The following is a 26,208-nucleotide window of genomic DNA, read 5'->3' on the forward strand; positions in this document are numbered from 1 at the left end:
CGGCGCCCGTGGACCTGACGATCCTCTACCGGGGCCCGCTCGCCTCCTGCGACTACGACTGCCCGTACTGCCCGTTCGCCAAGCGCCGCGACTCGACGGAGCGGCTGCGGGCCGACCGGGCGGCGCTGGACCGTTTCACCGCGTGGGCGCGGGAACAGACCGGCGACCGGCTGTCGGTGCTGTTCACGCCGTGGGGCGAGGGGCTGGTGCGCTCCTGGTACCGCGAGGCCCTGGTCGAGCTCTCCCACGAGCCGCACATCGACCGGGTGGCGATCCAGACGAACCTGAGCTGCCGCACGGAATGGCTGTCGGAGGCGGACCCGGACACGGTGGCCCTGTGGTGCACCTACCACCCCGGGCAGACCCCGTACGAGCGGTTCCTCGGCAAGGCGCTCCGGCTCGCCGCGAACGGGATCCGCTTCAGCGTGGGGATCGTCGGCCTGCCCGAGCACCTGGAGCACGCCCGACGGCTGCGCCGGGAGCTGCCGGGGCAGGTGTACCTCTGGGTGAACGCCGCCGAGGGACACACCTACACCGACGAGGAGGCGGCGCTCTGGACCGAGCTGGACCCCCTCTTCCCCTTCAGCCGCCACCCGCACCGCTCGGCGGGCCGCGCCTGCCGCACGGGCTCCTCGGTGGTGTCGGTGGACGGGGACGGCACGGTGCGGCGCTGCCATTTCGTCAGGACCGAACTGGGCAACCTCTACGACGGATCCTTCCGTACGGCACTCGCGCCCCGCCCCTGCCCGTTGTCCGTGTGCGACTGCCACATCGGCTACGTTCACCTCGAGACGCTGCCCCTGTACGACGTCTTCGCGGGCGGCGTCCTGGAACGCGTGCCGACGCCGGTGGCGCGAGAAGGAACCGGAAGGCGAGTGAGTCCATGACCTCAGCGGTCAACAGCGGTCCGTGGCTGCGGAACTACCGACCCGCCCCGGATGCTCCGGTGCGGCTGTTGTGTCTGCCGCACGCGGGCGGTTCGGCGAGCGCCTACCACCCCATGGCGCTGGCGCTCGCCCCGGCGGCCGATGTGCTGGCCGCGCAGTACCCGGGGCGCCAGGACCGTTTCGCCGAGCCGCCGTCGTCGAGCGTCCGGGAACTGGCCGAGCGCATCGCCGAGGCCGTCTCCGGCGACGACGACCGGCCGCTCGCCCTCTTCGGGCACAGCATGGGCGCGCTGGTCGCCTACGAGGTGGCGCTGGCGCTCCAGACGGCCGGGCGGCCCCCGGTGCGGTTGTTCGTCTCGGGGCGCCGCGCTCCCTCCACGCCCCGGACCGGCCCTCGGCTGCACCTCGGCAGCGATGCCGAACTGCTGCGGGCGGTGCGCCGGTTGGGCGGCACGGACGGGCAGGTCTTCGAGGACGAGGAGCTGGTGCAGCTCGTCCTGCCCGCGCTGCGCGGGGACTACCGGGCGCTGGAGACGTACGAGCCGCGCCCCGACGACCGGCTGACCTGTCCGGTCACCGTCCTCACCGGCGACGCCGACCCCGTGACACCGGTGGCGGAGGCGCGGGCCTGGACCGGCCACACCGACGGGCCGACGGAGCTGTGCGTGTTCCCCGGCGGCCACTTCTACCTCAACGAGCGGCCGGAGGAGGTCGTCGCCGTCGTACGACGGCACCTGGGGCTGTAGCCGGGCGAGGGCGGCGGGAGGGGGTGGGCCCGCGCCCCGGGGGCCCGGGCCTCACACCCGCCAGCTGTAGCGCCGCTCCGGGCGCCCGGCCACGCCGTAGCGCAGGGAGACGTCCGCGCTGCCGGTGCCGTGGAAGTACTCCAGGTAGCGGCGGGCGCTGACCCGGGAGATGCCGGCGAGGGTGGCGCACTCGGTGGCGGAGAGGGTGCCGTCGGCGGCGCGCAGGGTGGCCTCGATCAGCTCGGCGGTCTCCACGCTCATGCCCTTGGGCAGGGCGCCGGCCGTCGACGCCGGCGCGGCGGCTCCGGCGAGGACGCGGTCGACGTCGGCCTGACCGCGGACGACGGTGGTGAGCAGCCGGCCCCGCTGGGCGGCGTACCGCTGGAGCCGGGAGCGCAGCTCCTCGAACTCGAAGGGCTTCAGGAGGTAGTCGACGACGCCGTGGCGGACCGCGCCGCGCACGCTGTCGGCCTCCCGGGCGGCGCTGATGACCATGACGTCGCAGTCGTGTCCGGCGGTGCGCAGCCGCGGTATGACGTCGAGGCCGAAGCCGTCGGGGAGGTAGAGGTCGAGGAGGACGAGGTCCGGGCGGAGTTCGTCGACGGCGGCGACGGCCTGTTCGCCGGTGCTGGCGACGCCGACGACGTGGAACGGCTCGACGCGTTCGACGAAGGTGCGGTGGACCCGGGCCACCATGAAGTCGTCGTCGACCACGAGCACGTCGATGGTGCCGGGCGGGCTGCTCGTGCCGGTCATGGTGTCGCTCCTTCCGCCACCGCGTCGGCGAGGTGGCTGACGGTCATGCGGGCGGTGAACATGGCCCCGTCGGGGGTGTTGGTCACCGAGATCTCCCCGCCGTGGCGTTCGCACACCAGGCGGGTGAGGGCGAGGCCGATGCCGCGTTCGCCTTCCCGGGCGGCCTTGGTGGTGAATCCGTGGGAGAAGACCTCGCGGGCGAGTTCGGGGGCCACACCGGGGCCCGAGTCGCGGACGACGATCTCCACGCTGGAGGCGTCCTGGCGCAGTTCCACCTCGACCCACGCCTCACGGGCGCCGGTGCCGGTCCAGCGGTCGGTGTCGTCGGGCGGGGTCGTGGTGGCGGCCGCGTCCACGGCGTTGTCGACGAGGTTGCCGACGACGGTCGCCACGTCGGCGGCGTCCTCGGGGGCGAGCCGGTCGAGGTTGGTGGCGTCGGAGATCCGCAGGGTGACCCGGCGTTCTGCGGCCAGCGAGGTCTTGGCCGTGAGCAGGGCGGCGACGGCGGTGTCGCGGACGCGGCGGCTGAGGGTGACGTCGAGGGAGTGGCGGTGCCGGCTCAGCGCCCGGATGTAGTGGACGACCTCGTCCTGCTCGCCGATCTGGATGAGCCCGGAGATGGTGTGGAGCTGGTTGGCGAACTCGTGGGCCTGGGCGCGCAGCAGCTCGGAGGAGCTGCGGAAGGAGCCGATCTCGCGTTCGAGGCGGGCCAGTTCGGTGCGGTCCCGGAGCGTGGTGACGGAGCCGAGGTGGCGGCCGTCCTTGGTGACGGTCATGCGGTTCATCACCAGGACCCGGCCCCGCCGGATCACGACCTCGTCGCGCTGGTGGGACGCCTCCTCCTGGGCCCCGGCGAGGACGTCCCGCAGCCGTCCGTCGACGCCGAGGTCGGTGAGGCTCTTCCCGACGCAGTCCTCGGGCAGGTCCAGCAGACGCCGCCCCATCTCGTTGACGAGGGTGAGCCGGTGGTGGGGGTCGAGGGCGATCACGCCCTCGGCGATGCCGTACAGCATGGCCTCGCGGTGTTCGGCGAGGCCGGCGATCTCCTGGGGCTCCAGGCCGAGGGTCTGCCGTTTGACGCGGCGGGCGAGCAGCCAGGAGCCGACGAGGCCGAGGCCGCTGGCGATGCCGAGGTAGGCGAGGAGGTAGGAGGAGGCGCCGCTGAGGCGCTGCCACACGGTGGGGGACGCCTCGCCGATCATGACGGTGCCCAGCAGCATGCCGAGGTTGTCGTCGGTCGTCGCGCCGAGGACGGGGACCTGGGCCACCAGCTCGCGGCTGCCGTCCAGAGTCAGTGAGCCGGACCAGCCGCGGCCCGCGACGGCGCCCTCGCCCACCGGCATCGGGTCGCCGATCGCTGTGGGGTCGGTGGAGCTGACGATCCGGCCGTCGGCGTCGGCGACGGTGACCGAGGTGACCCCGGACTGGGTCTGGGTGGAGTTCACCAGGGGGGCCAGCGCCTCGTGCGCGACGGGCCGCGCGAGCCGGTCCCGGACCAGGGGGTTGGCGGCGAGCTGCTCGGCGAGCGCGGTGACCCGGCGGCCCTCGACCCGGTTGAAGGTGGCCGCCGACTGTGTGAGCGAGACCGCCGCGACCGCCAGCAGCACCACCACGACGATGGCGAGCTGGAGGACCAGCATCTCGCCTGCGAGGGTATGGCGACGGAACACCACGACGGACTCTTCTCTCGTGCCGACGCCGCCCGGGGCGTCCCGATCTTCTCTCGTGCCGACGCCGCCCGGGGCGTCCCGATCTTCTCTCGTGCCGACGCCGCCCGGGGCGTCTCGCGGCCGGGGTGCGGCCTTGTGCGGTGGGTCGCACAATCATGGCGCCCGCGTGCCGTCCGGGAAAGGGAGGTGTGGGGGACGTGCCCATAAGGTGACAGGGGCCGTGACCACTACGACCACAACCTCCGTTGCTTCCGCAAGGGCGTCGGGACCGTCCCGCGCGGGCACGATGTGGCCCAGGTCACCCTCCCCCTCGACCCGACCGACAGGTGGTGGCATTCGTGCAGCTGCGCACCCCGTTCGCCCTGCTCGGGGCGGCCGTGCTCGTGCTCGTGGGACCGCCCCTGCTGACCACCGGCGGCGGCACCGAGAGCGGCACGCAGATCCCCGGCCTGCGTTTCATGGTGCCGAACACTCCGGGCGGCGGCTACGACATCACGGCGCGGACGGCCGCGAAGAACGCCGAGGACGCCGGGCTCACCCACACCATCGAGGTGTTCAACCTGCCGGGTGCCGGGGGCACGGTCGGTCTGAGCCGGCTGGTGAGCGAGCACGGCAACGGCAGGCTCGCGATGTCGATGGGGCTCGGTGTCGTCGGCGCCGTCCGCTCCAACGACGCGCCGAAGACCCTCGCCGACACCACGCCGATCGCCCGCCTCACCGAGGAGCAGGACGTCGTGGTGGTCGCCAAGGACTCCCCGTACAAGACGATCGACGAGCTCGTCGGGGCCTGGAAGGACGACCCGGGGAAGCTGCCGGTGGGCGGTGGTTCGGCGCCGGGCGGGCCCGACCATCTCGCGCCGATGCTGATGGCGCGGGCCGCCGGGATCGCGCCGAAGGACGTCAACTACATCCCGTTCGACGGCGGCGGTGAGCTGCTCGCCTCGATCCTGGGCGACAAGGTCGCCTTCGGGGTGTCCGGGGTCGGCGAGTACCTGGACCAGATCAAGGCGGGCGAGCTGCGGCTGCTCGCGGTGACCGGCCCGAAGCGGGTGGCCGGGCTGGACGCGCCGACCCTCCAGGAGGCGGGCTACGACGTGGACTTCACCAACTGGCGCGGCATCGTCGCTCCGCCCGGCCTCACCGAGGCCGAGCGCGACAAGCTCACCCGGCTGATCGAGGAGCTGCACGACTCGCCGGAGTGGCGGCAGTCGCTGAAGCGACACGGCTGGGACGACGCGTTCCTCACCGGCGAGAAGTTCGGTGACTTCCTGTACGCCCAGGACAGGCGCGTGGTGTCGGTGTTGAAGGAGCTGGGGCTGTGACGGCGGAGACGGACAGCACCGGCACTCCCCCGCCCGCCGACGAGCACCGTTCCTGGCTGCGCGACCACTCCGAGCTCGGCGTCTGCGTCCTGCTGCTGGCGCTCGGCGTCCTGGTCCTGACGGACGCGCTCACCATGGACGTCGACATCGCGCAGCGCGGGCCGGTCGGCCCGAAGACGGTACCGATCGTGGTCGGCGGCGGTCTGCTGCTGATCGCCGCGCTGCTCGCGGTGGACGTGCTGCGCGGCGGCCGGGGTGAGGCGGAGGGCGGGGAGGACATCGATCTGTCCGAGCCCGCCGACTGGCGCACGGTCCTGCTGCTGGCCGGGGTGTTCCTCGGCGCGGCCGTCCTGATCGAACCGCTCGGCTTCCCCATATCCGGCGCCCTGCTGTTCTGGGGCGCGGCGTACGCCCTCGGCAGCCGGCACCTCGATCGTGACCCGCTGATCGCGGCCGTCGTCTCCCTGGTCACGTACGCGGTGTTCAACCACCTGCTCGGGGTGCCGCTGCCGGGCGGCCCGCTGATGGGAGTGCTCTGACATGGATGCCTTCAGCTCCCTCCTCGACGGGTTCGGTACGGCGCTGACACCGATCAACCTGCTGTGGGCCGCGACCGGTGTCCTGCTCGGCACGGCGATCGGGGTGCTGCCCGGGATCGGGCCCGCGATGGCGGTGGCGCTGTTGCTGCCGGTGACGTACGGGCTGAACCCGGTCGGGGCGTTCATCATGTTCGCGGGCATCTACTACGGGGCGATGTTCGGCGGTTCCACCACCTCGATCCTCCTCAACACGCCCGGGGAGAGCGCGGCCGTGGTCGCGGCCATGGAGGGCAACCCCATGGCCAAGTCCGGGCGGGGCGCGCAGGCGTTGGCGGCGGCCGCCATCGGGCACTTCGCGGGTGGCATGGTCGGCACGGTCCTGCTGGTGGCGCTGGCGCCGAAGGTCGCCGAGCTGGCCGTGGACATCGGCGCCCCGGACTACCTCGCGATCATGGTGCTGGCGTTCATCGCCGTGACGTCCGTCCTCGGCTCCTCCCGCATCCGGGGCCTCGCGTCCCTGCTCATCGGCCTGACGATCGGGCTGGTGGGCCTGGACCAGATGACCGGCCAGCAGCGGCTGACCTTCGGTTCCCTGCAACTCGCCGACGGGGTGGACGTGGTGATCGTCGCGGTCGGGCTCTTCGCCATCGGGGAGGCCCTGTGGGTGGCCGCCCACCTGCGGCGCAGCCCGCCCGAACCGATCCCGGTGGGCCGGCCGTGGCTCGGCCGCTCCGATGTGAGGCGGACCTGGAGGTCCTGGTTGCGGGGCCCGTTCATCGGCTTCCCCTTCGGCGCGATCCCGGCGGGCGGCGCGGAGATCCCCACGTTCCTGTCGTACGTCACCGAGAAGCGGCTGTCGAAGCACAAGGACGAGTGGGGCAAGGGCGCCATCGAGGGCGTCGCGGGCCCGGAGTCGGCGGCGTCGGCCTCGGCGGCGGGCACCCTCGTCTCCATGCTGACCCTGGGCCTGCCGACCACGGCGGTCGCGGCGGTGATGCTGGCCGCGTTCCAGCAGTACGGCATCCAGCCGGGCCCACTGCTCTTCGAACGTGAGCCGGACCTGGTGTGGGGCCTGATCGCCTCCCTCTTCGTCGGCATGGTGCTGCTGCTCGCGCTCAACCTGCCGCTGGCCCCGCTGTGGGCGAAGCTGCTGCGGATCCCGCGCCCGTATCTCTACGCGGGGATCCTGTTCTTCGCGGCGGTCGGCGCGTACGCGGTCGGCGGCGAGGTGATCGACCTGGTGATCCTGCTGGTCATCGGCCTGATCGGCTTCGGCATGCGCCGCTACGGACTGCCGGTGCTGCCCGCCGTCATCGGCGTGATCCTCGGACCCAACGCCGAGCAGCAGCTGCGGCGGGCCCTCCAGATCAGCGACGGCAGCGCCACCGGCCTGGTGAACACACCGTTCTCGGTGACGGTGTACATGATCATCGCCTTGCTGCTGGCGTGGCCGCTGCTGAGGCGGCTGGTGGCCGGCAGGCGCAGCGCCGAGGCAGGGTGAGCGGCGGCCGTGCGCTCAGCTCGCGCCCCGCTCCGCCTCCTCGTGCAGGAACGCGGTGATCTGCCCGGCGATGTCCGCGCGGCCCTGGCCGCCCGTAGGGTCGAGGAGGTCCTCGTCCACGCCGATGCCGCCGGACCACAGGTACCGCTCGGTCCACTCCTCGTCGGCGCGCAGCTGGACCTGGATGTCGAACTGGGTGAGGTGGGCCTCCGGGGCGGCCGCGTACAGGACGGAGGTGGCGCGGCGCAGCGGGTAGAGGTCGAAGCCCTCGATGAACTTGGAGTTGCGCCAGTCGAGGAAGGCGCTCTCGCCGTCGGGGCCGGTGCGGATGTCGAGCTGGCCGTCCTCCAGGTGGAGGCCGACGTGGTCGCTGCCGCGGTTCTCCACGGTGACCCGGAAACGGAAGTACGTCAGGCCCTCGGCGGCGTCGTCACGGCCCCGTGGCGGCTCGGCGCACTCCACTCCGTGGACGCGCACACGCAGGCCGGCCAGATCGCCGTCGTACTCCTGCCAGTCCCCGATCACGTTGGGCTCGCGCACCGTCCACCTCTCCACATCGGCGGGACACCTCCCGCGTCGCGCGCACCACAGTGCCACACCCGTCGGACGTCCGGATCCGGGGCATCACCGCCGGTCAGAGGTGATCAAGCCGTGGGCAGCGACGATTCCCGGGAGGGTCCCACGAAGGAGGTCGCCCACGTGCCGCACATCACGTTCACGGCCCACGGTGCGGATGCGGGGAGGCCGACTTGCCGATTCCCCGGGCGGGCTTCGGCGCCGTACGCTACGTTCGATCACCGCCGGTTGGCGCACCGTCGGCGAGTCGCGTGCAGGGAAGGTTCTGAGCGTCGCATGGGCAACTTCGGCATCGCTCCACCGACGGGACCGGTCATGGCCGGAGGGCTGGCCGATGCGCTGTTCGACACGGCGATCCGTGATCCCGCGCTGCCGCAGCTCGCCCGCCGCGACACCACCTCCCCCGACACCTGGACGCGGGTGAGCGCGGCCGAGGCCCGGGACGAAGTGGCCGATCTGGCCAAGGGGTTGATCGCGTCCGGGATCCGGCCGGGCCACCGGGTGGCCGTGATGGCGCGGACCCGGTACGAGTGGACGGTGCTCGCCGTCGCGCTGTGGGCCGTGGGCGCCGAGATCGTGCCGGTCTGTCCGACGTCGTCGCGCGACCAGATCGAGTGGATCCTTAGGGACGCGGCCTGTGTGGGCGTGGTCGTCGAGGACGAGTTGGGTGTGATGACCGTCGGGTCGGTGTGCGCCAAGCTGCCGCTGCTGCGGTACGTGTGGCAGCTGGACACCGAGTCCCTGCCGCAGCTGGTCGAGGCGGGCCGGGACGTACCGGACGCGACCGTGGACTCGCTGCGCCGTATCGTCATGCCGGACTCCACCGCCGTGATCGCGTACACCTCGGGCACCACCGGCCGGCCCCGGGGGTGCGCGCTCTCCCACCGCAGCCTCGCCAGCCCCTGCGACGCCCTGCTCGCCGGCTGGCGGCAGACGGCGGCGGCGCCCGGTGAGCAGCCGGCGATCCTGGCCTTCCTGCCGTTCTCGCACGTCTACGGCCTGATGATCCAGGGGATGTGTCTGCGCGGCGGGCTGCTCCTCGCGCACGAGCCGGAGTTCAGCGAGGAGGCGCTGTCGGCCGCGCTGCGCTCGTTCCGGCCGACGTTCCTCTTCGGTGTCCCGTACCTCTTCGAGAGGATCTACAAGAACTTCCTGCGCAAGGCGCAACAGGCGGGCCGGGGGCCCCTGTTCGAACGGGCCGTGCGCACGGCCCAGGACCACGCCCACGCCGTCGAGCGGCAGCGGCTGGGCACGGGTCCCGGGCCGGCGATGGATCTGAAGCTCCAACACGCCTTCTACGAGAAGACGGTGTACCGCAAACTGCGGGCGGCGCTGGGCGGCCGGGTGCGCGGCGGCACTTCGGGCGGCTCCCCCCTCAACCGCGATCTGGCGCTGTTCTACGCGGGCATCGGCATCCTCGTCCACGACGGGTACGGGCTGACCGAGACGGCCGGGGGCATCACCGCCCAGCCGGTGGGCCGGGAGAAGTTCGGGACCGTGGGCCGGCCGCTGCCGGGCACGGAGATCCGGGTGGCGCGGGACGGGGAGATCCTGGTCAACGGGCCCTCGGTGTTCCAGGGGTACGTCAACGACGAGGCGGGCACCCGGGCCGCGCTACAGGACGGCTGGCTGGCGACGGGGGACATCGGGCGGCTGGACTCCGAGGGCTATCTGTCGATCACCGGCCGGAAGAAGGAGATCATCATCACCAGCGGCGGCAAGGGGGTGGCCCCCGCGCCGCTGGAGGAGCAGCTGCGGACGCATCCGCTGATCCACCAGGCGGTGATCGTGGGTGACAACCGGCCCTGTGTGGGTGCGCTGCTCACGCTGGACCCGGAGTTCCTCGCGCACTGGCGGATGTCGTTGTCCGCGCCGGGCGAGCTGCTGGGGCGGGAGGCGCGGGAGGAGAACGCGCTGCGGCAGGAGGTACTACGGGCGATCGCCGCGGCCAACAGCACGGTGTCGCGCTCGGAGTCGATCCGCGTCCACCGCATCCTGCCCGAGCCGTTCGACCTCGCCAACGGGATGCTGACGCCGTCGATGAAGCTGCGCCGGGACACCATCGTGCAGCGGTACGAGGCCGAGATCGAGGCGATGTACGCGACCTCGGCACGCACCGCCCGCCGCACCCTCTCGGAGGAGATCACGGGCTGGGACGACTCGGACTCCGACGACGTGTTCCGCCGCGCCCGGCGCTGACCGCCGCGCCCGACCGTCGCAGACCGACCGACCACAGGTCGGGCCGCTGTTGACGAAACGGTCCTTCGGATGCGGAGATGCTCCAGGCGCCGGCGGGGGAAACCGCTTGCCCGAACGCACTCCGCACCACCGTGAGACGAAGGCAGAGGACCCATGGCACTGCAGATCAGCGCCACCAACCCGGAACACCCCGCGCTGCTGCTCGAACTGCCGTGGCACCTGCCGCTGGAGGAGTGGCCCGAACACCACCTCGTGCCGCTCCCCCGGGGCATCTCCCGCCACGTGGTGCGCTACGCCCGCGCCGGTGACGAGGTCGTCGCCGTCAAGGAGCTCGCCGAACGGCCCGCCCTGCGCGAGTACGAGCTGCTGCGCGACCTCGACCGGATCGGCATCCCCGCGGTGGATGCGCTCGGCGTCGTCACCGGCCGTCTCGACGAGGCGGGCGACCCGCTGGAGCCGGTGCTGATCACCCGCCACCTCGGCGGTTCGATGCCGTACCGCTCGATGTTCGAGACGACCATGCGGCCGGCCACCATGCACCGGCTGATGGACGCCCTCGCCGTCCTGCTGGTGCGGCTGCACCTGGCCGGATTCGCCTGGGGCGACTGCTCGTTGTCGAACACGCTGTTCCGGCGGGACGCGGGCGCGTACGCGGCGTACCTGGTGGACGCCGAGACGGGCGACCTGCACGCGCGGCTCAGCTCCGGGCAGCGGGAGTACGACCTCGATCTGGCCCGGGTGAACATCAGTGGCGAGCTGCTGGACCTGGAGGCGTCGGGGGCCCTGCACCCGTCGGTGGACCCGATCGACTTCGGCAACGAGATCTGCTCCCGCTACCAACGGCTGTGGGAGGAGCTGACCCGCAGGTCGGTGTACCCGGCCGGCAAGTACCACTACATCGAGCGTCGCATCCGCCGTCTCAACGACCTCGGTTTCGACGTCGCCGAGATGCAGATCGAGCATGCCGACAACGGCGACACGGTGACCTTCGTGCCCAAGGTCGTCGACGCGGGCCACCACCAGCGGCAGTTGCTGCGGCTGACCGGTCTGGACACCGAGGAGAACCAGGCCCGGCGGCTGCTGACCGACCTGGAGAGCTGGATGGCCACCCAGGACGACTACGCCCCGGGCGACCCCCTCGGCGCCCGCCCCGAGGTGCTGGCGCACCGCTGGGTGCGGGAGGTGTTCCGCCCGACCGTGCGGGCCGTCCCGCTCGAACTGCGGGGTTCGATGGACCCGGCGGAGATCTACCACCAGCTCCTCGAACACCGCTGGTACCTGTCCGAGCGGGCCCAGCACGACATCGGCCTGGACACGGCGGTGAAGGACTACATCGACAACGTCCTGCCGAAGACGCTCGCGCTGCTGCCGCCGAAGGTGGACGACGTCACCACCGGGTGAGCCCGCGTCACTTGTGGGGGACCACCGCGACCGGGCAGTGCGCGTGGTGCAGGACGCCGTGGGCGACCGAGCCGATGCGGGCGCCGACGGCCGTACGGCGGGCCCGGCGTCCGACGACGACCAGCTGCGCCCGCTGGGTCACCGACAGCAGCACCTGCCCGGCGCTGCCCATCTCGACGTGCTGGGTGACCCGCACCTCGGGAAACCGTTCCCGCCACGGCTCCAGCGCGGCGGCCAGCGCCTTCTTCTCGTACGGCTCCAGCCCGCCGGCCTCGTCGAGGAGCTTCAGCGAGCCGGGGCTGTACGCGTACAGCGGGGGCAGCGTCCACGCCCGCACCGCGCGCAGGGACGCCCCCCGGGCCGCCGCCGTCTCGAACGCGAACCGCAGCACGTCGGCGCTGTCCTCCGGGGTGCCCTGCTGTCCGACGACGACCTCGCGCCCGGCGGCCTCGGCGCTCGGGATGTCCTCGGCGCGCACGAGCACGACCGGACGCGGTGACTCGACGATCACCTGCTGCCCCACGGAGCCCAGCAGGAAGCCGACCACCGCACCGTGCCCACGTGAGCCCAGCACCAGGGTCTCGGCGTCCTCGGCGGCGCCGACCAGCGTGTCGACCGGCGGGCCCTCCAGCAGGTCCGTCGTCACCTCCAGCTCCGGATGGCGCTCGGCCACACCCCGCGCGGCCTCGGCGAGGGCCTCCCCCGCCCACCGCTCCTGTCCTTCCCGGTCCACGCTGATCGCCTCGTGCGGCTCCCACCGCCACGCGTGCACCACCCGCAGCGCCAGGCCCCGGCGTACGGCCTCCCGGCCGGCCCACGCCAGCGCGGCGAGGCTCTCGGGGGTACCGTCCACTGCGGCGGTGATCGGGCGCGTCGTCATCGGCCACCTCTCGGTCGTCACATGGCTGACGGGTCCAGTCTTCACTACGCTCGCCGCATGACCTTGGTGTGGGAGCAGGTGCTGGTGGACGCGGCCGATCCGGCGACGCTCGGGCGCTGGTGGGCCGAGGCGCTCGGCTGGGTGGTGGTCGACGAGTCGCCCGAGGAGTACGAGATCCGCCCGGCGCCGGACCGTCTCCCCGGCCTGCTGTTCGGGCGCAGCCCGGACGCCAAGAACGGCAAGAACCGCCTCCACCTCGACTTCCGCCCCGCCGACCAGGAGGCGGAGGTCACCCGCCTGCTCGCCCTCGGGGCCCGGCACGCGGACGTCGGGCAGACCGGGGACGAGCCCTGGGTCGTGCTCCAGGATCCGGAGGGCAACGAGTTCTGCGTGCTCGCCCCGCGCCGGAACTGACACCGCCGTCGGCGTACCGGCCCGTGGCGCCGGGGAAACCGCGCACATCGGCGCGGTCGAACATACGATGGGCCCGTTGGTCTCGGGGCGGAGGAGTATGACGCAGGCGGTCGGTCCGGCGCGGAACGTGATCCTCACGGTGGATGACGATCCCGGGGTGTCCCGTGCGGTGGCGCGGGATCTGCGCCGCAGGTACGGCGAGACGTACCGGATCGTGCGGGCGGAGTCCGGACAGACGGCGCTGGAGGCCCTGCGGGAGCTGAAACTGCGCGGCGACCAGGTGGCGGTGATCCTGGCCGACTACCGGATGCCGGGGATGAACGGCATCGAGTTCCTGGAACAGGCCCTGGACGTCCATCCGGGGGCGCGGCGGGTCCTGCTCACCGCCTACGCCGACACCGGCGCGGCGATCGACGCGATCAACGTCATCGACCTCGACCACTACCTGCTGAAGCCGTGGGACCCGCCGGAGGAGAAGCTCTATCCGGTCCTGGACGACCTGCTCCAGGCCTGGCGGGCCGCCGACCGCTCCTGTGTGGGCACGACGAAGGTGGTCGGGCACCGGTGGTCGGCACGGTCCTCGGGCGTACGGGAGTTCCTGGCGCGCAACCAGGTGCCGTACCGCTGGTTCTCCTCGGACGAGCCGGAGGGGCGACGGCTGCTCGCGGCGGCCGGGACGGACGGCGAACGGCTGCCCCTGGTCGTCACCCCGGACGGTACGCCGCTGGTGGCGCCGGAGGACCCGGAGCTGGCGGAGAAGGTGGGGCTGGCGACCACCCCGGCCCAGGAGTTCTACGACCTGGTCGTCATCGGCGGCGGACCGGCCGGGCTCGGCGCCGCCGTGTACGGGGCCTCCGAGGGGCTGCGGACGCTCCTCGTCGAGCGGTCGGCCACAGGCGGACAGGCGGGGCAGAGTTCACGGATCGAGAACTACCTCGGGTTCCCCGACGGGGTGTCCGGAGGCCAGCTCACCGGCCGGGCCCGCCGTCAGGCCACCAAGTTCGGCGCGGAGATCCTCACGGCCCGCGAGGTGAGCGGGCTGGAGGTGAACGGGGCGGCGCGGACCGTCCGGTTCACCGACGGTTCGGCGGTCGCCGCGCACAGCGTGATCCTGGCGACCGGCGTGTCGTACCGGCAGCTCGCCGCGCCGGGCTGCGCGGACCTCACCGGCTGCGGGGTGTTCTACGGTTCCGCGCTGACCGAGGCGGCCGGCTGCCAGGGGCACGACGTGTACATCGTGGGCGGCGCCAACTCGGCCGGACAGGCGGCGATGTACCTGGCCCGGGGCGCCAAGTCGGTCACCCTGCTCGTACGCGGCGAGTCGCTCACCGCCTCCATGTCGCACTATCTGATCCAGCAGCTCGCGGAGGCGCCGAACATCTTCGTGCGTCCCGGCACGGTCGTGGAGGCCGCGCACGGCACGAACCAGCTGGAGCAGCTGACGCTGAAGGACGTGGCGAGCGGGCGGGAGGAACTCGTCGACGCGCAGTGGCTGTTCGTGTTCATCGGCGCCGAGCCGCACACCGACTGGCTGGAGGGGACCGTGCTGCGCGACGAGCGCGGGTTCATCGTGGCCGGACCCGACATGACCGCGGACGGGAGCCCGCCGGCGGGCTGGGAGCTGGACCGGCCGCCGTACCACCTGGAGACCAATGTGCCCGGTGTGTTCGTCGCCGGGGACGCGCGGTCGGAGTCCGCGAAGCGGGTCGCCTCCGCCGTGGGAGAGGGAGCGATGGCCGTGATGCTGGTGCACCGGTATCTGGAGCAGTCATGACCGGCGCGGAGGCCTCGGGGGCCGCGTCATGAGCGGGCAGCCGTCGCCGTGCGACCGGGCCGAGCTGGGCCGGCTGTTCCTGTTCGAGAAGCTGGACGACGAGCAGTTGGACCGGCTGTGCCGTGAGGGCCGCGTGGAGCGGTTCGAACCGGGTCACGTCTACCGCGAGGGCGAGCCCGCCACCTGCTTCTTCGTGCTCCTGGAGGGCACGGTGGTGCTGTCGCGACAGGTCGGCGACGACGACGTGGAGGTCAGCCGCAGCTCCCAGGTGGGGGTGTACGCGGGCGCCTTCCAGGCGTATCTCGGCGACCAGGCGGACCAGGCCCGCTACAAGGGCTCCATGCGGGTCACCGTGCCCTCCCGCTTCTACGTCCTCCCGGCGGCCGCCTTCGCCCGGATCATGCGCGACTGGTTCCCCATGGCCGTCCATCTGCTGGAGGGGCTGTTCTTCGGGAACCAGAACACCCAGCGGACCATCAACCAGCGGGAACGGCTGCTGGCGCTGGGCTCGTTGGCGGCCGGTCTGACGCACGAGCTGAACAACCCGGCCGCGGCCGCGGTCCGGGCGACCTCGGCGCTGCGGGAGCGGGTGGCCGGGATGCGGCACAAGCTCGGGGCGATCGCCGCCGGGCCGCACAAGCGGGCCATGCTGGAGTCGCTGGTCGATCTGCAGGAACGGACGGCCGAACAGGTCGCCAAGGCCACCCCGCTCAGTCCGCTGGAGGCCTCCGACCGGGAGGACGAGCTGACGGACTGGCTCGACGACCACGGCATCGCGGGCGGCTGGCAGCTCGCGCCGAACTTCGTGCAGGCCGGACTCGACACCGCGTGGCTGGACCAGGTCGCGGAGGCCGTGGACGAGCACACCCTCGAAGGGGCGGTGCGCTGGCTCAACTACACCGTCGAGACCGAGCTGTTGATGAACGAGATCGAGGACTCCACGACCCGCGTCAGCCGGCTCGTCGACGCGGCGAAGCAGTACTCACAGCTCGACCGCGCGCCCTACCAGAACGCCGACGTCCACGAACTCCTCGACAGCACCCTGCTGATGCTCTCCGGGAAGATCGGCGACATCGAGGTGGTCAAGGAGTACGACCGCACGCTGCCGCGCATCCCCGCCTATCCGGGTGAGCTGAACCAGGTGTGGACGAACCTGATCGACAACGCGGTCTCGGCGATCGACGACACCGGGGGCGCGGGCACGCTGACGGTACGGACGGCGCTGGACCACCGGGACCAGGTGCTGGTCGAGTTCCGTGACACCGGTCCCGGCATCCCGCTGGAGATCAAGGGCCGTATCTTCGACCCGTTCTTCACCACCAAGCCGGTCGGACAGGGCACTGGGCTCGGCCTCGACATCTCCTGGCGCATCGTCGTCAACAAGCACCACGGGCACATCGAGGTGGACTCCCGGCCGGGCGAGACCCGCTTCCAGGTCTTCCTGCCGCTGACGGCGCCGGCCGCCGACCTGGACCTCAGGCTCGCGGACGATCCCGAGGACGGCTCGGCCCCCCGACCCCCGCACGCCCGAGGAGACGACATGACCCTGCCCGCCGGAATCGACCCCGCCGTCCCGCCGAGCGGCGACGGGTGCGTGGAGTGCGACGCGGCCGGCGGCTGGTGGTTCCACCTGCGGCGCTGCGCCCAGTGCGGTCACGTCGGCTGCTGCGACTCCTCCCCCTCCCAGCACGCGACGGCCCACGCGGGCGCCACCGGGCACCCCTTCGTGCAGAGCTACGAGCCCGGTGAGTCGTGGTACTGGAACTACGAGACGGACGAGATGTACGAGTCGGGTCCCGACCTCGCGCCGCCGCTCAGCCATCCGGAGGGCCAGCCGGTGCCGGGCCCCGCGGGGCGCGTACCGCGGAACTGGACCGAGGCACTGCACTGACGGGGCTGCGTTGTCGGGTGCGGCTCCGGTGGGGGCTGGTCGCGCAGTTCCCCGCGCCCCTGGAAGACCAGGCCCCGCGGGCCTGAAAAGCACGGGGCGCAGCCCCTGTTTTTCAGGGGCGCGGGGAACTGCGCGAGAAGCCCCACCCACCCGCACCCGACAACGCACCCCACTGAATCCAGCCCCACCGAACGGAGTGACATCGTGTTGATCGGGATCGGCGAGATCCAGGACGCCGCCCACCGGATCGCCGGCCATGTCGTGCGGACCCCCACCGTGGCGAGCCCGGGGCTGTCCGCGCTCCTCGGTGCCCCGGTGACCACGAAGCTGGAACTGCTCCAGCGCACCGGCTCGTTCAAGGCGCGCGGCGCGACGGCGAAGCTGCTGACGTTGACGGACGCGGAGCGGGCGGCCGGGGTCGTCGCGGTCAGCGGTGGCAACCACGGCATCGCGCTGGCGCACATGGCCGCCGCGCTGCACATCAAGGCGACCGTGGTGATGTCCCGGTCCGCGCCCCGGCGGGCGGCCGACCTCGTCGAGGCCGCCGGTGCCTCGCTGCGGCTCACCGACGGGATGGCGGAGGCGTTCGCGCTCACCGATCGGCTCCGGTCGGAGGGGCTCACCCTCGTCCACCCGTTCGACGACCCCTTGGTGATCGCCGGGCAGGGCACCGTGGGCCTGGAGTTCGCCGAGGACCTGGAGACGTCCGGGTCGACGTCGGACACCGGCGCGCTCACGGACGTGCTCGTCAGCATCGGTGGCGGCGGGCTGATCGCCGGCGTGGCGGCGGCCTTCGAGCACCTGCTGCCGGGTGTCCGTGTCTGGGGCGTGGAGACCGTCGGAGCCACGGCGATGAGCGAGGCCGTCACGGCGGGCGGCCCCGTGACGGTCCCGCTCTCGTCCGTCGTCACCACTCTCAGCGCGCCCTCCGTGTCCCGGCTCACCTACGACCATGTGGCCGCCCTCGTCGAGGACGTCCTCGTGGTGCCCGACGCCGAGGCGGTGCGGGGGGTCCTCGACTTCGCCGAGCACGGCAAGGTGTGGACGGAACCGGCCGCCGGCTGTCTGCTGCCCGCCGCCCGGCAGGTCCTGGAGCGCGTCGGCGACGGCGCCCGGCTGGGCCTCGTGGTCTGCGGCGGCAACGCGACGACGGCCGACATCTCGGAGTGGGCGCGCCGGTTCGAGCTGCGGTGACACAGCAGCCGGCTCGGTCAACGCCCTTGCCCCGCACGGCAGTTGAGGCCGCTCACCGGTCACCCGGCATAATGCTCGGGTGACCAACCCCGCTCCCCTGCCGGGCCCGACTCCGCCCGAGCGCACCCCCGTCGTCATCGTCGGCGCCGGACCGGCCGGGCTCACCGTCGGCAACCTGCTGCGTGCCGCCTCGGTGGACTGTGTGGTGCTGGAGACCGAGAGCCGCGCGTTCATCGAGCGGCGCCCGAGGGCCGGGTTCCTGGAGGAGTGGGCGGTGCGTGCGCTCCAGGGACGCGGACTGGCCGACCGGCTCGTGGAACGGGCCCCGGTGCACACGGAGTTCGAGTTCCGTTTCGGCGGTGGGCGGCGGCGGTTCCCGTACACGGAGATCACCGGTCACCACCACTACGTCTACCCGCAGCCCCTGCTGGTGACGGACCTGGTCAGGGAGTACGCCGACGTCCGGGGCGGCGACATCCGCTTCGGCGTGCGCGACGTCGAGCTGCACGACCTCGACGGTGCGCAGCCGTCCGTGTCGTACGTGGATCCGGCGACCGGCGAACGGCACGTCCTGCTCTGCGAGTTCGTGGCGGGCTGTGACGGGGCCCGCGGTGTCACCCGGACCGCGTTGCCGGCCGGGCATGCCACGGTCGCCCGGCACGACCATGGGGTCGGCTGGCTGGCGCTGCTGGCGGAGGCGCCTCCGTCGTCCGACTGCGTCGTCCTCGGGGTGCATCCCAGTGGCTTCGCCGGGCACATGGCGCGCAGCCCCGAGATCACCCGCTACTACCTGGAGGTCCCGGCCGGCGACGACCCGGCGAACTGGCCGGACGGCCGGGTCTGGTCGGAGCTGCACACCCGCCTCGCGGCATCCGGCGCTCGGCCGCTCACCGAGGGCCCGTTGGTCGAGAAGCGGGTGCTCGACATGCACAACTACGTCACCGAGCCGATGGCGTACGGCCGGCTGTATCTCGCCGGTGACGCCGCGCACCTGGTCGCGCCCATCGCCGCGAAGGGCATGAACCTGGCCCTGCACGACGCCCTGCTCCTGGCGGACGCCCTGGTCGCCCGCCTCGGCAAGGGCGACGACAGCGGGTTGCGCGGCTACTCGGACGCCTGTCTGCGCCGGGTCTGGCACTACCAGGAGTTCTCGCAGTGGCTGGCGGAGCTGCTGCACGGGCCGTCCTCCGGCGACCCGTTCCGGGCGGGTGCCGCCACCGCGAGGCTCCGCCGTGTGCTCGACTCGCCCGCCGCCGCGTCGACCTTCGCGGAGCTGTTCATCGGCAAGGGCACCGATCACTGACGTCGGCCGGTCCTCGGGGGCGGCACCGTCGTCGAGACGTCAGTGGCCGTCGTGGCAGCAGCCGTCGCGGCGCATCGTCCGGCCGACCTCCAGCCAGTCCTCCTCCGTCCCGGCGGCCTTCGCGCGGCGGGCTGCGGGCCGGTACGCGGCCACCAAGTCCTCGGTGGTGTAAGGGTTTCCGCCCCGGAGGACGGACACCGTGCGGATGAGGTCGGCGAAGTCGGTGAAGGGGTCGCCGTCGACGATCGTCAGGTCGGCGAGCTTGCCCGTCTCGACGGTGCCGAGGTCGTCGTCGAGGCCGAAGAGACGGGCCGGGAGGACGGTCGCGGTGCGCAGGGTCTCGGCGGGGCCGAGACCGCCGGCGTGCAGGGCGCGCAGGGCGAGGTGGAGGAAGAGGCCGACGGGTCCGAGCGGCTGGTCGGTGCCGAGGGCGACGACGCCGCCGTCGGCGAGGATCCGCCGGTAGATGTCGGTCTCGGTGCGCAGCGCGGCGAGCTGGGCGGGGGTCGGCGGGATCCCCGCGCCCTGCCGGACGACGGCGGCGTCCCACGGCGGCATGACGACCGTGACCCGAGGGTCGTCGGCGAGGGCGGGGTCGGCGCCCATGAGGGGTGCGGCGGTGAAGGGGGTTGCGATCAGGGAGAAGTCGACGCCCTGCCGGGTGTAGATCTCCACGACGTCCTGGTGGGCCCGGCCGCTCGCTGTGACGGCGTGGCCGAACTCCGCGCGCTGGGTGGCCTGGAGATGGGTCGTCAGGTCCTGGCCGAGCTGGACTCCCGGGGAGAGCAGATGGCCGCCGGTGCGGACGCCGAGGCGTTCGTGGGCGAAGCGCGCCGCCTCGCTCATGACCCAACCGGGCGCCCGCACATAGGTCTTGACGAAGTCCCAGTCGAGCGCCTCGGCGCGTTCGAGCGAGCGGCGCAGTCCGGCCCTGGTGCGGTGGGCGCGTCCCATGCTGTAGGCGACCCGGGCGCCGTCGAGGAGTTCGCCGGTCGTGAGGAGCCGGGGTCCGGCGAGCCGGCCGGCGTTCACCTCCTCGCGGATGCGGGCCTGTTCGTGGGCGAAACCGCCGAGGGAGACGGCGGTGGTGACGCCGTAGGCGAGCTGTGCGGTGGCCTGGCGGCTGCCGTAGGTGCTCTGCCAGGGGTGGGTGTGGCTGTCCCAGAGGCCGGGGATCACGGTGTGCGCGGAGGCGTCGATCCGGCGGAGCGCGGCGCGGCGGTTGCCGCGGTGCGGTTCGACGGCGGTGACGCGGCCGCCGCGCACGACGATGTCGACGTCGTCGCGGACCGTCTCGCCGGTGCCGTCCCACAGCTGCCCGGCATGGACGACGGTGTCGGCGGGCGTGGGCCGGGTGCGGTCGAGCGGCACCCGGACGGTGCGGGCGTGGGCGCCGGAGACGTCGATCAGGCGGAGCCGGGTGCCGGACTGGTGGAGCAGGGTCCTGGAGTCGCCGGACCAGGTGGGGTGGTCGGCGGGTTCGGTGGTGAGGGTACGGAGTCCGCCGCGCGGGGTGCCGTCGGGGTCGACGGGCAGCAGGCACAGCGCGGATTCGACGATCACGGCCATCCAGCGTCCGTCGGGTGACCAGACGGGCCCGGAGTCGTAGCGGTCGGCGATGGAGGTGTGGGGCGCGACCGCGTGCAGCCGGTCGGCACCGGTCGTCGTGTCGACGATCCGGATCAGGTTGTAGCCCTCCCGGAAACGGGCGCCCAGGCGGTTGCGATCGCACAGCGCGAGGTACCGGCCGTCGGGCGACCAGCTCGGCCTGCCGGGGATGCCGCCCCCGCCGAGCGGTGCCACGAGGACGCGCTCCGCTCCGCTCGCCAGGTCCCGAACGACGAGCCGGCCGGCCATGTCGAGGCAGGCGAGCCGCTCGCCGTCGGGCGAGAGCGCGGGCATGACCCGGCCGCCGGTCGCGAGGGCGGTCTCCTCGCCGGTGGCCGGATCGTGTCGGTACACGCCGAGCAGGCCGTCGCGGTCGTCGGCGTAGACGAGGGAGCGCCCGTCGGGTGCCCAGGAGGGCGCGAGCAGGGTGCGGGTGGGCGGCGACCGGCGCAGCCTCTTCGGCCGGCGGCCGCCCGACGTGTCCGCCAGCCAGAGCGAGTTGAGGGCGGCGAAGGCGATGCTGCGGCCGTCCGGCGACAGGGCGGGCAGGTGGATGCCCCGGGCGGGACGTACGCGCTCCTCCCCGAGATCGTACTTCTTGACCCGATAGCGGGGCCGGTCCACCGGGAGCACCCCCTCGAAGGGGATCTCCTCCGGCTGCGCGGGTTCGTCGGGGCGTACGAGGCTGAACCGGCCGTCCAGTGTGAGGAGCAGGCGGCCGTCGGCCGTCCAGCGGGGCGGCACGGGCGCGAGGTCGCCGTCGACGGGGACGCGCCGCCCGTCGACGACAAGGGTGCAGGAGCCGTCGGGGGAGGCCGTGGTGCGCAGGTGGGCCAGCCGGCCGTCGGCGGCCACGGCGGGGGTCATGACCTGGGCGGCGGTGGTCTCGGTGTGCTCGACGGTCACCGCGCCGGTGCCGTCGGCGGCCACGGCGGCGATCGTGCGGGACTCGACGGACGGGGTGGTGCCGGTGGTGACGACCTTGCCGCGCACGAACAGCAGCCGGGTGCCGTCCGGTGACCAGGAGGGGTCGAAGTCCTCCCACGGGCCGTCCTGGAGGGGGCCGTCCTGGTCGGGCAGGCCGGTGACGCGGGTGATGTCGCCGGTGGCGAGGTGCAGGACGTGGATGCGGTAGGGGCTGCCGCCCGAGGGGGCGTCGGGGTCGCCGCCGCGTTCGGAGCCGAAGGCGAGCCGGGTGCCGTCGGGCGACCAGGCCGGTGCCCGGTCGTCCCAGGGGCCGTCGGTGCGCTGTCGCAGGTCGGAGCCGTCGGGGCGCATGGTCCACAGGTGGAAGCCGCCGCCCTGGTAGGCGCAGAAGGCGACGAGAGCGCCGTCCGGGGAGTGCACCGGCCGGTTGGGTTCGAGGCCGGCGGGGGTGAGGGGGACCGCCCTGCCTCCGACGCGCGGGAGCGACCACAGGCCGCTCTGGATCTCGGCGATCAGGGTGTCGCCGGCGGGCGCGAGGGTCGCCGAGCCGTTGGTGGCGCGGGTGAAGGTGAGGGAGAGGCCGGTGCCGGCGGTACGGGGCCGGGCGGCGGCGGGTGCGGCCGGGCCGGCGGTGCCGAGGACCGCGGCGGCCCCCGTGGCACCGGTGGCGGCGAGGAGTCGACGGCGGGTCAGGGGTGGGGTGGGGCGACTCTGGTCACGGTCCATGACATGGCACGCTCGCGCACCACCCGGCCCACGGGCAACACCGCCATTCACGCCATCGGGGGACGTCACCCACGGGTGTGACGGCGCCCGGCCGCACCCGTCGGCACGGCGGCGCGTGGTGTCACCGGTCGACGGGCCGGCGCGCCGGGGGTTCGTCGCCGGCGTGGCGGCGGCGGATCCAGGCCGGGAGCGCGAACCAGCACAGCAGGTACCACAGGACCACGCAGCCGACGAGCCACGGCACGTACGCGTCGTGGGTGGCCACGCGCAGGATCAGCAGCAGGGCCGCGGTCATCGTGGCGAGGAGCAGGACGAGACCGACGACGGTCAGTCTGCTCGCCCACTGCACGGCGGCCGGTTTGATGCGGCGTCCGGCGACGATCCGGTGGAACGAAACGGGGCCGATCAGGGCGCCGGTGGCGGCGGCGCCGAGGACGACGGTGACGATGTAGATGGTCCTCTCGGTCTGCGGCAGGTCGTCGTAGCGCGGGGTGAAGACGACGGTGAGGAGGAAGCCGAAGAGGATCTGCACGCCGGTCTGGGCGACCCGCACCTCCTGGATGAGTTCGCTCCAGCGGCGGTCGGCCCGTTCGTCCTCGGTCTCGTCGCGGCCTCGGCCCTGATTGCCGTGCGCCTCGGTCACAGGTCCTCCCGGTCGGTCGATGTCCCCTTCCCTGGATGGTGCCGTGACCGCGCGGCACAAGCACACCCCTGCGCGCCTTCACTCACACGAGTGAATCCACTTGACGGATCGGTCACGTGTGTCATTTTCGGCCTAGCGTGATCGTCGTGACCGACTCCTCAGCACCGTCCCGCCGGGGTTTCCTCCTCGGCGCCGCCGCGCTCGCCCTCACCCCGCAGTTCGTCCGCCAGGACCCGGCCGCCGCCGCGGCCGAACTGCCCGGCTTCCCCCCGGACGTCGAGCTGTACAGGTCGGTGTACCGCAACTGGGACGGGGAGATCACCGCGCCCGCCCTGTGGGCGTGCGCCCCGGCCGACGCGGAGGAGGTGGTGGCGGTCGTCAACTGGGCGCGCGGGCAGGGCTGGACGATCCGCGCGCGGGGCCTCTCCCACGGCTGGTCACCCCTGACGATCACCCCCGGCACCGACTCCGACGCCCCGGTGCTGCTCGTCGACACCACCACGCACCTCACCGGCATGACGCTGGAGTCCACCGACCCGGCCGCCGTCCGGGTGGGCTCCGGCGCCTCGCTGGAAGGACTGCTCACCTTCCTGGAGGGCCACGGCCTCGGCATGACCGCCTGCCCGGCGCCCGGTGACCTCTCGATCGGCGGCGCCCTCGCCGTCGACGCCCACGGCACGGCCGTACCCGCGCGCGGGGAGACCCGGCCGCCCGGTCACACCTACGGCTCGCTCAGCAACCTCGTCCTGTCGCTGACGGCCGTGGTGTGGGACGCCGACCGCGACGCGTACGTGCTGCGGACGTTCCGGCGGGACGACGCGGACGGGGCCGCGCTGCTCACCCATGTCGGCCGGGCGCTGGTCACCGAGGTCGTGCTGCGCACAGGACCCAACGCCAACCTGCGGTGCCTGAGCCGCACCGACATCTCCGCCGGGGAGCTGTTCGCCGCGCCCGGCAGCGGCGGGCGCACCTTCGCGAGTTTCCTCGACGAGGCGGGGCGCCTGGAGGCGATCTGGTTCGCGTTCACCGAGTTCCCCTGGTTCAAGGTGTGGAGCGTCGAGCCGACCCGCCCGCTCACCTCCCGGCACGTGACCTCGCCGTACAACTACCCGTTCTCCGACAACGTGCCGACCGTCGTCGCCGACCTCGTCGGCCGGATGGTGTCCGACGCCGCCTGGTATCTCGCGCCGGTGCTGGGCAACGCCCAGTTGACCACGGCCTCGCTGGGACTGACGACCACGCTCTCGGCGGACATCTGGGGGCCGTCGAAGAACACGCTCCTGTATCTGAAGCCGACGACCCTGCGGGTGACGGCCAACGGGTACGCGGTGCTCACCTCGCGGGACCAGGTGCAGCGCGTGGTCTCCGAGTTCGCGGCGTTCTACCGGGAGCGCCTCGCCGCGTACGCGGCCCGGGGGCGGTACCCCGTCAACGGGTCGGTGGAGATCCGGGTGACCGGCCTCGACGAACCGGCGGACGTCGGGGTGACCGGCGCCCGGGCCCCGCTGCTGTCGGCGCTGCGGCCACGCGCCGACCGTCCCGAATGGGACACCGCCGTGTGGCTGGACGTGCTGACGCTGCCGGGGACGCCGGACGCCGAGGCGTTCTTCCGGGAGCTGGAGCGGTTCCTGCTCGCCACGTACGACGGGAGCCACGCCCTCACCCGGGTCGAGTGGTCCAAGGGCTGGGGCTACACGGACGAGGCCGCCTGGAGCGACGAGGAGGTGCTCGGCACCGTCGTACCGGAGTCCTTCGACGACGGCGCGGGGCCGGGCTGGGTCGGCACCCGGGAGATCCTGGACCGGCTCGACCCGCACCGGGTGTACGGGAACGCCTTCCTCGACCGACTGTTCCCGTGAGCGAATCCGGCACCCGGCCGGAGGCGAGGCGTCCCGCGCTCCGGCCGGATCGTCCTCCCGGCGTCCCTCACACCTTGCGCCAGCGCGCCATGGAGAACGAGAACAGCCCGAACAGGACCAGTCCGGCCGCGACACAGGCCAGGAGCGCCGGGCCCGCGGGGGCCTCGGCGAAGGAGCGGAGGGTGTCGTCGAGACCCTTCGCCTTGTCGGGTTCGTACTCGATCGCGGCGCGGACGGCGAAGACACCGGCGGTGGCGAACACCAGGCCGCGGGCGACCCCGCCGACCACCCCGGTGACGTCGACGAGACGGCGCGTGCGCCGTGACATCTCGCCGAGCCTGAGGTGCTTGTGGTACGAGCGCATCGCGGCCCGTACGCCGATCCACCCGCCCGCGGCGATCACACCCACGCCCGCCGCGCCCACGAGCCACTGGCCGCCGGGGAGTTCGAGCGCGCGTGCGGTGATGTCCCGGGACTGCTCGTCGCTGGAACCGCCGCCTCCCCCGCTGCCCCCGCCCGCCGCGAAGGTCAGCACCGAGTAGGCGACGAAGGCGTAGAAGACGAAGCGCGCGGCCGACGCGAGCCGCTTGGTCCACTTGCGGCCGTCGGGGCCCGCCGCCCCGAACACGGCCTCCGACAGCCGCCACAGCGCCATGCCCACCAGGCCGATGCCCAGGGCCCACAGCATCACGGAGCCCAGCGGCTTCTCGGCGATCTCCTCCAGGGCGCCCTTCCGGTCCGCCTGTTCCGAGCTCCCGCCGAAGGCGATCTGCAGGGCCAGCGCCCCGACCAGCAGATAGATGACGCCGCGCGCGGTCAGTCCGGCACGGGCCGCGCCCTCGGTCACCGAACTCCGGGCCGCGCGCCCGGTGCCCACCCCCAGAGTCGTCATCAGACCCGCCCCTCCCGCCCCTCGATCCGCAGCTGGAGCTGGACCTCCTGGTCACCGGCGTCCACGCCGACCTGACGCACGGCGTACTCCTCCTCCAGGGCGGACCGCAGCAGCCGTACGGCGGGCGGGCTGCCCTGGACCTCGACGGTGACGGGCGCGGACGGCGGCTCGGGCCGGCGGCCGGCGCCGGTGGAGACGGCGGCGGTGTCGTACATGCCGGTCCACATCGTGGGCCGGTCGGTGCCGGTCTCGTGCGGCGGGTCGTCCGGGCGCCGGTCCGACTCGAAATGGGCACGCAGACAGGCGAAGACGCGTTCGGCGTCCTGGGCGGAGCAGTCGCAGAGCACGACCTCCACCTGGGACACGGGCAGACTGGGCAGGGTCACGAGCCTTCTCCCTCGGGTGAGCGACAGGGTGCGGGTACCCCGGGTACCCCCATGGTGTGCCCGAAACGGGGTTCTCGCAGGTCGCGGGATCCGCCCGGCCCGGCACGGGCCGTG

Annotated in this window: 21 protein-coding genes and 1 pseudogene; 14 read left to right on the forward strand and 8 right to left on the reverse strand. The window is 73.0% G+C overall.

The annotated features are described in order from the left end of the window. Positions 1–8 precede the first annotated feature (8 nt). Both ACZ52C_RS34885 and ACZ52C_RS34890 read left to right on the forward strand, forming a co-directional pair. On the forward strand, positions 9–887 hold the full coding sequence (locus ACZ52C_RS34885; RefSeq protein ID WP_469078582.1) for an STM4011 family radical SAM protein: 879 nt from the start codon (positions 9–11) through the stop codon (positions 885–887). Then, positions 884–1,633: a thioesterase II family protein gene (locus ACZ52C_RS34890; RefSeq protein WP_469078547.1), complete on the forward strand. Its 750-nt coding sequence runs from the start codon at positions 884–886 to the stop codon at positions 1,631–1,633. Before ACZ52C_RS34885 ends, ACZ52C_RS34890 begins: the two co-directional genes overlap by 4 nt. A 51-nt stretch (positions 1,634–1,684) precedes the next feature. Here the strand turns inward: ACZ52C_RS34890 and ACZ52C_RS34895 are convergent, their stop codons facing one another. Both ACZ52C_RS34895 and ACZ52C_RS34900 read right to left on the reverse strand, forming a co-directional pair. Further along, positions 1,685–2,389: a response regulator gene (locus tag ACZ52C_RS34895; RefSeq protein WP_469078548.1), complete on the reverse strand. Its 705-nt coding sequence runs from the start codon at positions 2,387–2,389 to the stop codon at positions 1,685–1,687. After that, positions 2,386–4,029 carry a sensor histidine kinase gene (locus tag ACZ52C_RS34900; protein ID WP_469078549.1) on the reverse strand — a complete coding sequence of 548 codons (1,644 nt, stop codon included), beginning with the start codon at positions 4,027–4,029 and terminating at the stop codon, positions 2,386–2,388. Before ACZ52C_RS34900 ends, ACZ52C_RS34895 begins: the two co-directional genes overlap by 4 nt. Positions 4,030–4,397: 368 nt before the next feature. Here ACZ52C_RS34900 and ACZ52C_RS34905 point away from each other — a divergent pair, with 368 nt between their 5' ends. From ACZ52C_RS34905 to ACZ52C_RS34915, 3 genes are read left to right on the forward strand one after another with little or no spacing between them, the layout of a single operon-like run. After that, complete coding sequence (locus tag ACZ52C_RS34905) at positions 4,398–5,381, forward strand: Bug family tripartite tricarboxylate transporter substrate binding protein (RefSeq protein WP_469078583.1); 984 nt, start codon at positions 4,398–4,400, stop codon at positions 5,379–5,381. After that, positions 5,378–5,920 (forward strand): tripartite tricarboxylate transporter TctB family protein, encoded by a 543-nt coding sequence (locus ACZ52C_RS34910; RefSeq protein WP_469078550.1) that lies wholly within the window; start codon positions 5,378–5,380, stop codon positions 5,918–5,920. Before ACZ52C_RS34905 ends, ACZ52C_RS34910 begins: the two co-directional genes overlap by 4 nt. Before the next feature lies 1 nt (position 5,921). After that, positions 5,922–7,421, forward strand: a complete 1,500-nt coding sequence (locus tag ACZ52C_RS34915) for a tripartite tricarboxylate transporter permease (RefSeq protein WP_469078551.1) — start codon at positions 5,922–5,924, stop codon at positions 7,419–7,421. A 15-nt stretch (positions 7,422–7,436) separates the two neighbouring features. On the opposite strand, the gene ACZ52C_RS34920 is transcribed toward ACZ52C_RS34915, so the two are convergent. After that, positions 7,437–7,961: a hypothetical protein gene (locus ACZ52C_RS34920; protein WP_469078552.1), complete on the reverse strand. Its 525-nt coding sequence runs from the start codon at positions 7,959–7,961 to the stop codon at positions 7,437–7,439. 312 nt (positions 7,962–8,273) lie between these two features. Between ACZ52C_RS34920 and ACZ52C_RS34925 the strand changes: the two genes are divergently transcribed. Together ACZ52C_RS34925 and ACZ52C_RS34930 are read left to right on the forward strand one after the other, a co-directional pair. Continuing rightward, entirely contained in the window at positions 8,274–10,196 is a 1,923-nt protein-coding gene (locus ACZ52C_RS34925; RefSeq protein ID WP_469078553.1) for an AMP-dependent synthetase/ligase, read from the forward strand. Positions 10,197–10,349: 153 nt separating this feature from the next. Further along, positions 10,350–11,597, forward strand: a complete 1,248-nt coding sequence (locus tag ACZ52C_RS34930; protein WP_469078554.1) for a DUF4032 domain-containing protein — start codon at positions 10,350–10,352, stop codon at positions 11,595–11,597. 7 nt (positions 11,598–11,604) lie between these two features. Here the strand turns inward: ACZ52C_RS34930 and ACZ52C_RS34935 are convergent, their stop codons facing one another. After that, positions 11,605–12,477, reverse strand: coding sequence for a universal stress protein (locus tag ACZ52C_RS34935; protein ID WP_469078555.1), 873 nt, complete (start codon positions 12,475–12,477; stop codon positions 11,605–11,607). A 57-nt stretch (positions 12,478–12,534) separates the two neighbouring features. Between ACZ52C_RS34935 and ACZ52C_RS34940 the strand changes: the two genes are divergently transcribed. The 6 genes and pseudogenes from ACZ52C_RS34940 to ACZ52C_RS34965 all read left to right on the forward strand — a co-directional run bounded on the left by ACZ52C_RS34940 (position 12,535) and on the right by ACZ52C_RS34965 (position 19,053). Then, positions 12,535–12,891, forward strand: coding sequence for a VOC family protein (locus tag ACZ52C_RS34940; RefSeq protein ID WP_469078556.1), 357 nt, complete (start codon positions 12,535–12,537; stop codon positions 12,889–12,891). A 97-nt stretch (positions 12,892–12,988) separates the two neighbouring features. Next, positions 12,989–14,665 (forward strand): NAD(P)/FAD-dependent oxidoreductase, encoded by a 1,677-nt coding sequence (locus ACZ52C_RS34945; RefSeq protein ID WP_469078557.1) that lies wholly within the window; start codon positions 12,989–12,991, stop codon positions 14,663–14,665. 28 nt (positions 14,666–14,693) lie between these two features. After that, positions 14,694–16,163 (forward strand): annotated as a pseudogene (locus tag ACZ52C_RS34950) (ATP-binding protein); the annotation flags it as partial. 42 nt (positions 16,164–16,205) lie between these two features. Then, the gene (locus tag ACZ52C_RS34955) at positions 16,206–16,556 is read left to right on the forward strand and encodes a UBP-type zinc finger domain-containing protein (protein WP_469078584.1); all 351 of its coding nucleotides are present in this window, start codon (positions 16,206–16,208) and stop codon (positions 16,554–16,556) included. A gap of 207 nt (positions 16,557–16,763) precedes the next feature. After that, the gene (locus ACZ52C_RS34960; RefSeq protein ID WP_469078585.1) at positions 16,764–17,750 is read left to right on the forward strand and encodes a threonine/serine dehydratase; all 987 of its coding nucleotides are present in this window, start codon (positions 16,764–16,766) and stop codon (positions 17,748–17,750) included. Positions 17,751–17,829: 79 nt separating this feature from the next. Next, entirely contained in the window at positions 17,830–19,053 is a 1,224-nt protein-coding gene (locus ACZ52C_RS34965) for a 4-hydroxybenzoate 3-monooxygenase (RefSeq protein ID WP_469078558.1), read from the forward strand. A gap of 39 nt (positions 19,054–19,092) precedes the next feature. Here the strand turns inward: ACZ52C_RS34965 and ACZ52C_RS34970 are convergent, their stop codons facing one another. After that, a complete protein-coding gene (locus ACZ52C_RS34970) occupies positions 19,093–22,314 on the reverse strand; it encodes an amidohydrolase family protein (protein ID WP_469078559.1) in 3,222 nt (1,073 codons plus the stop codon). A 121-nt stretch (positions 22,315–22,435) separates the two neighbouring features. Further along, complete coding sequence (locus ACZ52C_RS34975; protein ID WP_469078560.1) at positions 22,436–22,957, reverse strand: DUF6328 family protein; 522 nt, start codon at positions 22,955–22,957, stop codon at positions 22,436–22,438. 146 nt (positions 22,958–23,103) lie between these two features. Between ACZ52C_RS34975 and ACZ52C_RS34980 the strand changes: the two genes are divergently transcribed. Further along, positions 23,104–24,816, forward strand: coding sequence for a cholesterol oxidase substrate-binding domain-containing protein (locus tag ACZ52C_RS34980; RefSeq protein ID WP_469078561.1), 1,713 nt, complete (start codon positions 23,104–23,106; stop codon positions 24,814–24,816). Positions 24,817–24,883: 67 nt separating this feature from the next. On the opposite strand, the gene ACZ52C_RS34985 is transcribed toward ACZ52C_RS34980, so the two are convergent. After that, entirely contained in the window at positions 24,884–25,708 is an 825-nt protein-coding gene (locus tag ACZ52C_RS34985; protein ID WP_469078562.1) for a DUF1206 domain-containing protein, read from the reverse strand. Then, a complete protein-coding gene (locus ACZ52C_RS34990; RefSeq protein ID WP_469078563.1) occupies positions 25,708–26,094 on the reverse strand; it encodes a hypothetical protein in 387 nt (128 codons plus the stop codon). Before ACZ52C_RS34990 ends, ACZ52C_RS34985 begins: the two co-directional genes overlap by 1 nt. Positions 26,095–26,208 lie beyond the last annotated feature (114 nt).

The sequence above is a fragment of the Streptomyces sp. NPDC034049 genome, assembly GCF_055575575.1.